10 protein-coding genes are annotated in these 11,598 nt (G+C 70.8%); 1 reads left to right on the forward strand and 9 read right to left on the reverse strand.

The features are described from left to right. Positions 1-210: 210 nt before the first annotated feature. The 6 genes from ACFU6I_RS19760 to ACFU6I_RS19785 form a co-directional block, all read right to left on the reverse strand. Entirely contained in the window at positions 211-492 is a 282-nt protein-coding gene (locus ACFU6I_RS19760) for an HU family DNA-binding protein (RefSeq protein WP_003968811.1), read from the reverse strand. Positions 493-831: 339 nt separating this feature from the next. Further along, entirely contained in the window at positions 832-2,265 is a 1,434-nt protein-coding gene (locus ACFU6I_RS19765) for an NAD-dependent malic enzyme (protein WP_384368176.1), read from the reverse strand. 432 nt (positions 2,266-2,697) lie between these two features. Beyond that, a complete protein-coding gene (locus ACFU6I_RS19770; RefSeq protein ID WP_384368179.1) occupies positions 2,698-5,094 on the reverse strand; it encodes a HelD family protein in 2,397 nt (798 codons plus the stop codon). A 160-nt stretch (positions 5,095-5,254) separates the two neighbouring features. Next, complete coding sequence (locus ACFU6I_RS19775; RefSeq protein WP_384368182.1) at positions 5,255-6,181, reverse strand: zf-HC2 domain-containing protein; 927 nt, start codon at positions 6,179-6,181, stop codon at positions 5,255-5,257. After that, the gene (locus ACFU6I_RS19780; RefSeq protein WP_327246081.1) at positions 6,178-6,765 is read right to left on the reverse strand and encodes a sigma-70 family RNA polymerase sigma factor; all 588 of its coding nucleotides are present in this window, start codon (positions 6,763-6,765) and stop codon (positions 6,178-6,180) included. The genes ACFU6I_RS19775 and ACFU6I_RS19780 overlap by 4 nt, the downstream gene beginning before the upstream one ends. Before the next feature lie 121 nt (positions 6,766-6,886). After that, on the reverse strand, positions 6,887-7,498 hold the full coding sequence (locus ACFU6I_RS19785) for a CGNR zinc finger domain-containing protein (RefSeq protein WP_384368185.1): 612 nt from the start codon (positions 7,496-7,498) through the stop codon (positions 6,887-6,889). Between the two features lie 121 nt (positions 7,499-7,619). Here ACFU6I_RS19785 and ACFU6I_RS19790 point away from each other — a divergent pair, with 121 nt between their 5' ends. After that, positions 7,620-8,162 carry a GNAT family N-acetyltransferase gene (locus tag ACFU6I_RS19790; protein ID WP_384368188.1) on the forward strand — a complete coding sequence of 181 codons (543 nt, stop codon included), beginning with the start codon at positions 7,620-7,622 and terminating at the stop codon, positions 8,160-8,162. Between the two features lie 40 nt (positions 8,163-8,202). On the opposite strand, the gene ACFU6I_RS19795 is transcribed toward ACFU6I_RS19790, so the two are convergent. From ACFU6I_RS19795 to ACFU6I_RS19805, 3 genes are all read right to left on the reverse strand, one after another. Beyond that, positions 8,203-8,766, reverse strand: a complete 564-nt coding sequence (locus tag ACFU6I_RS19795; protein ID WP_384368191.1) for a GNAT family N-acetyltransferase — start codon at positions 8,764-8,766, stop codon at positions 8,203-8,205. A 132-nt stretch (positions 8,767-8,898) separates the two neighbouring features. Then, positions 8,899-10,077 carry a uroporphyrinogen-III synthase gene (locus tag ACFU6I_RS19800; RefSeq protein ID WP_384368194.1) on the reverse strand — a complete coding sequence of 393 codons (1,179 nt, stop codon included), beginning with the start codon at positions 10,075-10,077 and terminating at the stop codon, positions 8,899-8,901. Positions 10,078-10,170: 93 nt separating this feature from the next. Beyond that, positions 10,171-11,502, reverse strand: a complete 1,332-nt coding sequence (locus tag ACFU6I_RS19805) for a nitrate/nitrite transporter (RefSeq protein ID WP_384368261.1) — start codon at positions 11,500-11,502, stop codon at positions 10,171-10,173. Positions 11,503-11,598: the final 96 nt, after the last annotated feature.

Below are 11,598 nucleotides of genomic sequence, written 5' to 3' on the forward strand. Positions count from 1 at the left end.
TCGGATGCGGTGCATCGCACGGCGGAGGAGCGTCCTCATACCGGGCGTATTCGGGCGTTGCGACAACGCATCGAGGTGCCGTGGCCGGCGTCGTGCGCCCGTCAGGGATTACGGGACGGACCTCAAGGGCTCAGGGCCGCTTCTGCGGGCGGTACGACGGAGGGCGGTCACCCTGGTCGGGGTGACCGCCCTCCGCCGCGCCTATGGGTCCTACTTGCCCTTGGCGGCTTCCTTGAGCTTCGAGCCCGCGGAGACCTTCACGCTGTAGCCGGCCGGGATGTTGATCGGGTCGCCGGTCTGCGGGTTACGAGCGGTGCGAGCGGCACGGTGGGTGCGCTCGAAGGTCAGGAAGCCGGGGATGGTGACCTTCTCGTCGCCCTTGGCGACGATCTCACCGACGGTCTCGGCGAGCGCGGCCAGCACGGCGTCGGCGTCCTTGCGGGTCACCTCGGCACGGTCGGCCAGGGCGGCCACCAGCTCACTGCGGTTCATGTTGTTACTCCCGTGTTCTTCTTGCCTGTGAGGCGTGAGATCGAAGCCGATGCTGCCAGGGCCCTCGGACAGTCCCCGAATCCGGGTCTGTCATTAGACCTCGCGCCTTGTGGGGTCTCCCCTGGACGTAGTCCTTGGGGAAGCATCCTGCCCCCACCTGCGGCGGGAAAGCCAATCCGGCACCCTTCGGAGTCACACGAAAAGCGCCACTGCCTCGTCGTGGTGACGTTCCGTCGACTCCCTGAAGCGGTCCGCAGCGGGTGCGGACTTCTGCGGGGCTCGCTGCCCGCCCACCCTAAAGGGGTGTTCGGGGTGCCGCGACCCGCGACGCGCCGTGGGTCAGGCCGACGTGGGGCCCGTCACAGCGCCCCCGGCACCCTTCGCGGCGTTCCGGACGGCTCCGGCAACCGCTCCCGCGACCCTCTCGTTGAAGACCGACGGGATGATGTAGTTGGCGTTCAGCTCGTCCTCGGCGACGACGTCGGCGAGGGCACGGGCCGCGGCGAGCATCATCTCCGTGTTGACCGTGCGGGACTGAGCGTCCAGCAGACCGCGGAAGACGCCCGGGAAGACCAGCACGTTGTTGATCTGGTTCGGGAAGTCGGAGCGGCCGGTGGCGACAACTGCTGCGGTCTGGCGGGCGATTGCCGGGTCCACCTCGGGGTCCGGGTTCGCGAGCGCGAACACGATCGCGCCGTCCGCCATCGCCGCGACGTCGTCGCCGTCCAACACGTTCGGGGCGGAGACGCCGATGAAGACGTCGGCGCCCACGACCGCCTGCTTGAGGGTGCCGGTCATCGACTCGGGGTTGGTGTTGTCGGCGATCCAGCGCAGCGGAGAATCGGCGTCGGCGGAGACCAGGTCCTCGCGGCCCGCGTGCACCACACCGTGGATGTCGGCGACGACGGCGTGCTTGACGCCCGCGGCGATGAGCAGCTTCAGGATGGCCGTACCGGCCGCTCCGGCGCCGGACATGACGACCCGTACGTCCCCAATTCCCTTGCCCACCACGCGCAGTGCGTTGGTCAGCGAGGCCAGGACGACGATCGCGGTGCCGTGCTGGTCGTCGTGGAAGACGGGGATGTCGAGGGCCTCGCGCAGCCTGGCCTCGATCTCGAAGCAGCGGGGCGCGGAGATGTCCTCCAGGTTGATGCCCGCGAAGCCGGGGGCGATGGCCTTGACGATCTCGACGATGGCGTCGGTGTCCTGGGTGTCCAGGCAGATCGGCCAGGCGTCGATGTCGGCGAAGCGCTTGAAGAGGGCCGCCTTGCCCTCCATGACCGGCATGGCGGCCATCGGGCCGATGTTGCCGAGGCCGAGCACGGCGGAGCCGTCCGTCACGACCGCAACCGTGTTCCGCTTGATCGTCAGGCGGCGGGCGTCCTCGGGGTTCTCGGCGATCGCCATGCAGACCCGCGCCACACCCGGGGTGTAGATCATCGAGAGGTCGTCACGGTTGCGGATGGGGTGCTTGGACGCCATCTCGATCTTGCCGCCGAGGTGCATCAGGAACGTACGGTCGGAGACCTTGCCCAGCACGACGCCCTCGATGTCGCGCAGACCTTCGACGATCTCGTCCGCGTGCGAGGTGGAGGAGGCCGCGATGGTGACGTCGATCCGGAGCTTTTCGTGACCGGATGCGGTCACGTCGAGGCCGGTGACCGAACCACCGGAGGACTCCACGGCTGTGGTGAGCTGGGAGACTGCTGTGCCGCTCGCGGGCACCTCCAGCCTGACCGTCATCGAGTACGAGACGCTGGGCGCCGTTGCCATGGCCGAGTCCTTCGCTTTCCCTAGCTTCATTGCCACGCGGCCGGGGTGTTCACCTCGGACACGCTTCCCGATATTCGCACCTACTGCCGGGTAGCCGGTAATGACTGCCGCGTTTCGGAAAGTAGTTTCCACCATACGAGATAGGCGGGTTGAGCGGAACCCCCAACCGGAGCGACGGACGCGTCAGGGCCACCAACAAGAACAGACCCGCGCCACCGGAAGGTGACGCGGGTCTGTCTTTTCGGTTGAGCGGCACCGACCCGCCATGCTCGCCTCGCGGCAAGTGGTCGCTCGTAGCGACGAAGGTTGGGCCCGGGGGCTTGGATCGAGCCGGTGCCGACACCAGGCTAACAAAGACCCCGGAGAAGTGATTCCCCCATCGCGGGTCGACTTCTCCCCGCCGGTCTCCGCCCGCCCCCGCCGGCCTCCGGCTCAGTCCCTCAGCAGGTCCGGCACGCCGTCCTCGTCGGGCAGGTCCCGCTCCCCCGACACCACGGTCAGCTGCTGCGTCGCCCGGGTCAGCGCCACGTACAGCACCCGCAGACCGGCCGGCGACTCGTCCGCGATCTCGGCGGGCGAGACGACGACCGTGGCGTCGTACTCCAGGCCCTTCGCCTCCAGGCTGCCCAGCGCCACCACCCGATCGCCGAGCTCCGCCAGCCACTTCCGGGCCTGCGCGCGCCGGTTCATCGCGACGACGACACCGACCGTGCCGTCCACCTTGCCGAGGAGCCGCCGCGCCTCCTCCCGCACGGTCCCGGCCGGATCTCCGTCGCGCAGGGCCACGAAACGGGGCTGCACGCCCGTCGAGCGGACCGCGGCCGGGGACTCCATGCCGGGCATCGCGAGCGCCAGCACCTTCGACGCGAGCTCCGCGATCTCCGCCGGGTTGCGGTAGTTGACGGTGAGCGTGAAGTGGCGGCGCGGGCGCTTGCCCAGCGCCTCGTCGCGCGCCTCCGCCGCCTCGTCCGGATCCGACCAGGAGGACTGCGCCGGGTCGCCGACGATCGTCCAGGTGGCCGTCCGTCCGCGGCGGCCGACCATACGCCACTGCATGGGCGTCAGGTCCTGCGCCTCGTCGACGATGACGTGTGTGTACTCCGTGCGCTCCGCCGCGAGGCGCTCGGCCCGCTCGCGCTGGGTCTCCTCGCGCTGCGGCATCAGCTCCTCCAGCCCGGAGAGCTGGTCCAGCGGATCGAACTCGCGCTTCTTCTTCGGCCGGTGCGGGGTGCCGAGCAGCGTGTGCAGCTCGTCGAGGATCGCCACGTCGTGCACGGACAGGGGGCCCTGGCCGGTGCTGTCCAGCCGCTTCAGCGAGCGGGCGAGGCGGCGCACCTCGCCCTGGTTGAGGACCCGGCGTGCCCACCGGCCGAGCCGCTTCTCGTCGGCCATCGCGGCGAGCACCCCGCGCGGGGTGAGCTCGGGCCACCAGGCGTTGAGGAACTCCAGGAACGGTGTCTCGGTGGAGACGTCCTCGTCGAAGGAGGTGCGCAGTTCCGCGGCGAGTTCCGGGTCGGTGTAGCGACCCCGCCCGGAGGACTTGTTCCACAGTGCGTCCAGGAGCAGCTTGCGGGCACGCGGGCGCAGCAGGTTGACCGGGGCGGTGCCGCCGAGGACGGACTGCCGGATGCGGTGCAGCTCGTCGGCGTTCAGCTCCACGCGGGCGCCGAAGGCGACGACGCGCAGCCGGGTGGGGGTCGTGAGGGGCGGTGCAGCCTCGTCCCCGGACTCGTCGGGTTCGCCGAACGACAGCTGGCCGTCCTGCCCGTTCCGCGGCGCGCCCGGGGTCCGCGGCTGTTCCAGCGCCCCGCGGGCCGCCTTGCGCAGCACCTGGAGCATCCGGGAGGAGCCCTTGATCCGCGCGACGGCCGGTTCGTCGTACGTGGTGGCGCCCTCGACACCCGCCGCCTCGTCGGAGAGCGAGCCGACCGCACGGATCGCGACCTGCCCCTCCTCTCCCAGCGAGGGCAGCACCCCTTCGGTGTACGCGACGAGGAGAGGGGTCGGCGAGACGACGAGGATGCCGCCCGCGTACCGCCGCCGGTCCTGGTAGAGGAGGTACGCGGCGCGGTGCAGGGCCACGGCGGTCTTGCCGGTGCCGGGGCCGCCGGAGACCTCGGTGACGGAGGCGGCGGGCGCCCGGATCACCAGGTCCTGCTCGGCCTGGATGGAGGAGACGATGTCCCGCATGGTGTGGCTGCGGGCCTGGCCGAGCGCCGCCATCAGCGCGCCGTCGCCGATCACGGGCAGCTTGTCGCCGTCCTTGTACGCGGTCAGCTCCGGGCGCATCAGGTCGTCCTCGACCCCGAGGACCCTGCGCCCCTTGGACCGGATGACCCGGCGGCGTACCACCCGGCCCGGGTCCTTCGGCGTCGACCGGTAGAACGGCGCGGCGGCCGGTGCCCGCCAGTCGATGACCAGCGGCGCGTAGTCCGAGTCGAGGACCCCGATCCGGCCGATGTGGAGCGTCTCCGCGATGTCGGCGGAGCTGTCGTCGCGTACGGCGTCGTCGGCCGGTTCGACGGAGGTGTACGCGCCGTCCGGACCACGCTCACCGTCCTTGCCGAGCAGCAGATCGATCCTCCCGAAGAGGAAGTCCTCGAACTCGCTGTTCAGCCGGTTGAGGTGGATCCCGGCCCGGAACACCTGGGCGTCGCGCTCGGCGAGCGCGCCCGGGGTCCCGACCTGGCCGCGCTTGACGGCATCGTTCATGAGGAATTCCGCCTCGTGGATCTTCTCCTCGAGGCGGTGATAAACACGGTCGAGATGTTCCTGCTCGACACCGATTTCCCGGTCCCGCAACGAATCGACGGCATCCTGCGCGGCCACCGAGGCCCCCTTCTTACGTGCATTGGGCAGCCGTCAACCTTATGCGAAGGGGGCCCGCCGCGCATCTGCAGCGGGCCCGGATCGTGCGCGTCGCAGGTATCGATTGCGCGTCGGACCCCCATGGCGGGTGCGTCCATGGCCCGATTTCCTGCTGCCACCCCTATGCGTCGATGTCCACCAGCCGCTTGCCGTCGAAGGTCCGCACCTCGAAATGGTCGATGTCCGCGCGGTCCATCGCCGCGCCGCCGTGGACGTAGAGCGGGTACTTCGCGGACGGGTGCGTGGAGTCGTTGATGCCGTAGCCCCATTTCGGGACGGACCAGGAGGTGACGACCTCCTCCTCGCCGCTCTTGGACACGGCGATCAGGCTGCACTTCTCCGGGCCCCTGACGTTCTTGAGCTCCAGCACCGCGTGCGTGCCCCACGCCTTCTTCTCCATGCCGACGGTGGCGGCGACCTTGGTGGTGGGGTCGGTCGCCTGCACCTTCTCCTGCATGTGGTGGAAGAACGCGTCCTCGGCGGGGCTGGTGGGGTGCGGGTCCGCCGCCTGGGTCGTGCCGCTGTCGCCGCCGGTGGCCATGACCGCGACGACCGGACCGCCGATGATCAGCGCCGCTGCCGCCGCCGCCAGATACAGGCCACGTCGCTTGCGCCGGGCCCGTTTGGCCGCGACCTCGTCGACCAGCCGGTCGAGCAACCGAGGTGCGGGCGGCTCCGGGACGTACGGGACGGGGCGGGCGCCCGGCACGGTGGCGGGGGCCTCGGCGAGCATCGCGAGCATGGGTTCCATCCCGGCGAACTCGTCGAGATGGGCGGCGCAGAGCGCGCAGCCGGCCAGATGCGCTTCGAAGGCGGACGCTTCGGCGTCGTCCAGGATGCCCAGGACGTACGCACCGGCGGCGTCGTGCTCCGGCCCTTCCATCGCCGGCCCAGAACCGGAACCACCGCGTCCGCCGAGACCGCCGAAGTCATCGGGACCGCCGAAGCCGCCCGGACCGCCGGGGAACACAGGGCGGCCACGCGGACCCGTGGGGCTGGAGGGACCGGTCGGCCGGGGCCCGAAAGGCTCCCACTCGTGGTCGCTCATGCCGTGATCCCCCTCTCTTCGAGTGCGAGCTTCATCGAGCGCAGTGCGTAGAAGACCCGGGACCGCACCGTGCCGCTGGGTATGCCGAGCACCTCGGCGGCCTCATTGACCGTACGTCCCTTGAAGTAGGTCTCGACCAATGCTTCCCGATGGGCGGGGGTCAAATCGTCGAGCGCATCCGAGAGAGTCATCAGCCACAACGCCTTGTCAATCTCGTCCTCCGCGGGAATGACCTCCAGCGGCGACGGATCGACCTCGTGCGGCCGGGCCTGCCGGCTGCGGTGGCCGTCGATGACGATGCGCCGGGCGACCGTCACCAGCCAGGGGCGGACAGAGCCGGTCGCCCGGTTGAGCTGACCGGCGTTCTTCCAGGCACGGATGAGCGTTTCCTGCACCACGTCCTCGGCACGCTGACGGTCCCCGGCGACGAGACGGAGCACGTACGCGAGCAACGGTCCGGCGTGTTCGCGGTAGAGCGCCCGCATCAGCTCCTCGTCCGGAACGGCGGAGGGTGACGCGGGCGGTCCACTGCGATGTCGAGCCCTGTGCGGACGGTCATCGGCCACGGCCGCATCCTTGCGCACCCGAACCTCCCGGTCGAGACCCTGTAGAGCTCCTTGGCCATCGAATACGGAGGCGGCGCGCGATCCATTCAAAGCCGTTCGACATTTATTGCGCCGACACGACGTACCCGTGCACGACGGTTCACACGGACACATCCGCCGGGGCCGCGAGCGCCGCCACCCGCCGTCGGTGCCGGGCCACCCGCTCCCGGTTCCCGCACACCTCGCTGGAGCACCAGCGACGGCGCCTCCCCCGTGACGTGTCGAGGTAGAGCCGTCGGCAGTTGTCGCCCTCGCAGCGGCGGAGCCCGGCCCGGGCCTCCGGGTCCGTCAGGAGTTCCACGACGTCGCGGGCGACGGCGGCCAGCAGCGCCCCGCACTCGGGCTCGGCACTGAGTGTCCGCACCAGTGCACCGTTCCCGGCGCGCACGGCCCGCAGTCCCGGCGGCGGCGCGGCGGCGAGTTCGTTGACCCGCTCCAGCACGCCGTCGGCGCCGCGGCCGCCGAGCTCGGCGGTCAGCAGCCGGTCGACGCCCGTCCGCAGCAGGCGGAAATTCAGCAACCAGGTCTCGTCGACGGCGTCGAGACATGTGCCCTTCGGTACGAGTCCGGCGGCCACCAGCCAGTCGGCGAGCCGGTCGGTCCCGTCGAGCAGTTCACAGGCGCCGGAGGTTCCGATCCCCGTCGCCACCAGGTCCAGGCAGAGCCTCCCGGAGTCGAACCGCCAGTCGCACGAGCCTCTGCCCGCCGCCATGCGCATGTCACCGCCTCGGGGTCGCCGGTGGGAGCCACCACCAGAGTGCCCCTCGGCGGCCCGGCCCGTAACCCCTCCCGCCACTCGGGCCGCCGCCGAACTCCCCGCGTACGGTGAGGTCATGAGCAACGATCTCCGCGCGGCCGCCTTCTCGGCCGGCACCCTGCTGCTGCGGCCCTGGCGCCCGGACGACATGCCGGCGCTGGTCGAGGCGTACCGCGATCCGACGATGCGCAACCGGCTGGGGCATTTCGTGACGGACGAGGCGGACGCGGAACGCTGGCTGCGGGTGCAGGCCGAGGGCCGGGAGACCGGCACCCGGTTCAGCTTCGCCGTCGTCGACACGGAGCGGGGCGACGAGCTGGTCGGCAATGTGGTGTTGAAGTACCCGCACCCCGGATCCGGTTCGGCCGAGGTCGGCTACTGGACGGCTGTATGGGCGCGCGGGCGCGGGATCGCCCCGCAGGCGGTCGAAGCACTCACCGGCTGGTCGTTCACCGCCTTCGCCGAGGACGGCCTTCGACGGCTCGAACTGATCCACCAGGAGGACAACAAGGCCTCGTGCCGGGTCGCGGTCAAGTGCGGATACGCCTTCGCCGAGATCCTCCCGGCCCGCGCGCCGTGGCCGCTCGACGGGCATCTGCACGTCCGGCACGCGGCGTAGGCCGGGGCACGCCGGGCCGGGGCACGCCGGGCCGACAAACTCAGCCTGCCGGCGGGCCGTCGTGCAGGATTCGCTGGAACAGCAGGTGGTCCCGCCACTCGCCGTTGATGTGCAGATAGCGCGGAGCCGTACCGAACACCTCGAAGCCGCACTTGGCGAGCACCCGCTGGGATGCCACATTGTCGAGCACGGTCCCGGCCTCCACCCGGTGCAGCCGCAGCTCGTCCCTGGCCACGGTGCAGATCCGCTGCACGGCGGCGGTGGCCAGACCGCGTCCGGCGTACGTGACATCGACCCAGTAGCCGAGCACGGCGCTGCAGAACGGCCCGAGCGCGATGTTGGAGAGCGTGAAACCGCCGATCGCACGGTCCTCGGCACCGGCGATCACCCAGGACATCACCCGGCCCGCCTCGCGGTCCGCCAGTCTCACGGCCAGGCGCTCCCGCTGCCCCTGCTCGGTGTAGAAGGTGTCGGGCCGTACGGGTTCCCAGGGCTGCATGTACGTACGGCTGCGGGTCAGCGAATCGGCGAGCGAGGCGGCGTCGCCCAGGGTGGCAGGACGGAGTCGTACCTCCGCGTCGAGCCGGTGGGTGTCATGGATCATCCCCGCACGGTAGCCCGGCGCGATTCCGACGCGCTCGCCCGGCCCGCGCCGGTGGATCCTCGCCGCGCACGCGGTGTACGCCGTTGCCGTCCTGCTCCTGCGCACCCTGTTCCTGACGGCCCGCCGGCGTCCTCAGGAGTCCGCGTACTTGGCGTCCGCCGCCGGGTCCAGCGCCAGCCGGTAGCCGCGTTTGACGACCGTCTGGATCAGCCGCGGCGCGCCGAGTGCCGTACGCAGCCGGGCCATCGCCGTCTCCACGGCGTGCTCGTCCGTACCACTGCCGGGCAGGGCGCGCAGCAGGTCCGCGCGGGCCACCACCCAGCCGGGCCTGCGGGCCAGGGTGTGCAACAGGGCCATTCCGGCGGGCGGCACCGGGCGCAGTTCGTCGTCGACGAGGACGGCATGACCGCGGATCTCGACCCGGTGGCCGGCGATCGGCAACGTGCGTGCCCCACCCGGCAGTTCACGGCAGAGCAGCTGGACGAGCGGGCCCAGCCGGAAGCGTTCGGGCTGGATGGTTTCGATGCCGCGGGCCTGCAGCGGCAGTGCGGTGACCGGGCCGACGCAGGCCGAGACGACGTCGCCCTGCAGGGCGCTCAGGATCTCCGGGAGCAGCCCGCGCTTCTCGGCCCGGCTCAGGAACGAGGCGGCGGCGGGGGCGCTGGTGAACGTGAGAGCGTCCAGGCCGCGGGCGGCGGTGATGTCGAGCAGCCGGTCGAGCGGGGTGAGGTCCTCGGGTTCCATCCAGCGGTAGACGGGTACGCCGACGACTTCGGCGCCGCCCGCCCGAAGCGACTCGACAAAGCCGGGCAGCGGTTCGCCGTGCAGTTGCAGGGCGATGCGGCGGCCCTCGACGCCCTCGCCGAGGAGCCTGTCCAGGACTTCGGCCATGGACTCGGACCCGGGCGACCAGGCCTCGGTGAGCCCGGCGGCCCGGACGGCGCCCTTGACCTTCGGTCCGCGGGCCAGCAGTTCGACGCCGCGCAGCCGGTCCAGCAGCTGGTCGCCGATGCCCCAGCCGTCGGCGGCCTCGATCCAGCCCCGGAAGCCGATCGCGGTGGTGGCGACGACGACGTCGGGGACCTGGTCGATGAGTTTCTTGGTGGCGGCGAGGAGTTCGCTGTCGTCGGCGAGCGGCACGATCCGCAGGGCGGGCGCGTGCAGGACGGTGGCTCCCCGTCGCTCCAACAGGGTGCCCAGTTCCTCCGCCCGTCGTGCGGCGGTCACTCCGACCGTGAACCCCGCGAGGGGTCCTTGCTGTTCGTCGTCGCGCATGTGGTCTACCCGGCTCTCGTCCCGCTGCTGCTCCATGATGCGGAGAACCGAGCCTGCCAACGATGCGTGACAGGCTCGGTTCCCCCATATTTCCCGCCCGTTACGTCACACGACGCCGAACGGTCACGATCACACCTCCGCGTAGCTGAGCTGCGGCGTCGCGGGGACCGCGGCGGCGCGGCGAAGGTATACCGCCCACGTGACCGTGAAGCACAGCCCGTAGAAGACGAGGAAGGACCAGAAGGCCGCCGTACCTGTGCCCGCGGTCTGGAAGGACTGCCGGAACGCGAGGTTGATGGCGAGCCCGCCGAGCGCGCCGACTGCCCCGATGAGCCCCATGGCGGCTCCGGAGAGCCGTCGCCCGTATGCGGCGGCCTCCTCGCCGCGCAGCCCCTGGGCGATCGCCTTGGCGTGGAAGATGCCGGGGATCATCTTGTATGTCGATCCGTTGCCCAGCCCGGTGAGGACGAACAGCGCGATGAACCCGACGAGGAACACGGTGAGCGACGCGATGCCGGACGCGTACACGACGACGCCGGTCGCGGCGGCCATCGCGGCGAAGTTCCACAGAGTGATCCGGGCGCCGCCGTACCGGTCGGCGAGCCACCCTCCCGCGGGCCGGATCAGCGAGCCGAGGAGCGGCCCGATGAAGGTGAGCGAGGCGGCCTGCAGCGGGGTCCGGCCGAACTGGGTCTGCAGGACGAGTCCGAAGGCGAAGCTGTAGCCGATGAAGGAGCCGAAGGTGCCGATGTAGAGCATCGACATGATCCAGGTGTGCGGGTCGCGGACGGCGTCCTTGGCCGCGCCGGTGTCGTTCTGCACGGGGGTCAGGTTGTCCATGAAGGACGCGGCGCACAGGGCGGCGACGACGATCAGCGGGACGTACACGGCGAGCACGATCCGCGGGTGGGTGGCGCCGGCGGCGCCGATCACCAGCAGCCCGACGAGCTGCACGACGGGGACGCCGATGTTGCCGCCGCCCGCGTTGAGCCCGAGCGCCCAGCCCTTCTTGCGGAGCGGGAAGAACGCGTTGATGTTCGTCATGGAGGAGGCGAAGTTCCCGCCGCCGATGCCGGCGAGCGCTGCCACCACGAGGAAGGTGGTGTACGAGGTCCCGGGCTTCATCGCGAGGAACGCGGCGACGGTCGGCACCAGAAGGGTCAGGGCGCTGAACACCGTCCAGTTCCGCCCCCCGAACCTGGCGACGGCGAACGTGTACGGAACCCGGACCACGGCCCCGACCAGGGTCGCCGTCGAGATCAGGAAGAACTTCCCGGCCGGGTCGACCCCGTACTCCGGCCCCATGAACAGGACCATCACCGACCACAGGCTCCAGATCGAGAACCCGATGTGCTCGGAGAGCACGGAGAACCACAGATTCCGGCGGGCGATCCGCTCGCCCTTCTCCTGCCAGAAGGTCTCGTCCTCCGGCTCCCACTGCTCGATCCACCTGCCGGCCATCATGCCTCCACGGTTCACGTTCCACGGGTGTCGGGTCGTCCGACTCGACGCTAGGGAGCGTGCGTTTCGGTGCGGTGCCGCGAGGTGACCGGTGGG

The organism is Streptomyces sp. NPDC057486, from assembly GCF_042802415.1.
GTDB classification, from domain to species: Bacteria; Actinomycetota; Actinomycetes; order Streptomycetales; family Streptomycetaceae; genus Streptomyces; species Streptomyces yanii.

Excerpts from the sequence above, each read along its gene's own strand:
- ACFU6I_RS19775 (WP_384368182.1), bottom strand. The coding sequence starts at position 6,181 with ATGAGCGACCACGAGTGGGAGCCTTTCGGGCCCCGGCCGACCGGTCCC.
- ACFU6I_RS19790 (WP_384368188.1), top strand. The coding sequence starts at position 7,620 with ATGAGCAACGATCTCCGCGCGGCCGCCTTCTCGGCCGGCACCCTGCTG.
- ACFU6I_RS19765 (WP_384368176.1), bottom strand. The coding sequence starts at position 2,265 with ATGGCAACGGCGCCCAGCGTCTCGTACTCGATGACGGTCAGGCTGGAG.
- ACFU6I_RS19785 (WP_384368185.1), bottom strand. The coding sequence starts at position 7,498 with ATGGCGGCGGGCAGAGGCTCGTGCGACTGGCGGTTCGACTCCGGGAGG.
- ACFU6I_RS19805 (WP_384368261.1), bottom strand. The coding sequence starts at position 11,502 with ATGGCCGGCAGGTGGATCGAGCAGTGGGAGCCGGAGGACGAGACCTTC.
- ACFU6I_RS19795 (WP_384368191.1), bottom strand. The coding sequence starts at position 8,766 with ATGATCCATGACACCCACCGGCTCGACGCGGAGGTACGACTCCGTCCT.
- ACFU6I_RS19760 (WP_003968811.1), bottom strand. The coding sequence starts at position 492 with ATGAACCGCAGTGAGCTGGTGGCCGCCCTGGCCGACCGTGCCGAGGTG.
- ACFU6I_RS19800 (WP_384368194.1), bottom strand. The coding sequence starts at position 10,077 with ATGGAGCAGCAGCGGGACGAGAGCCGGGTAGACCACATGCGCGACGAC.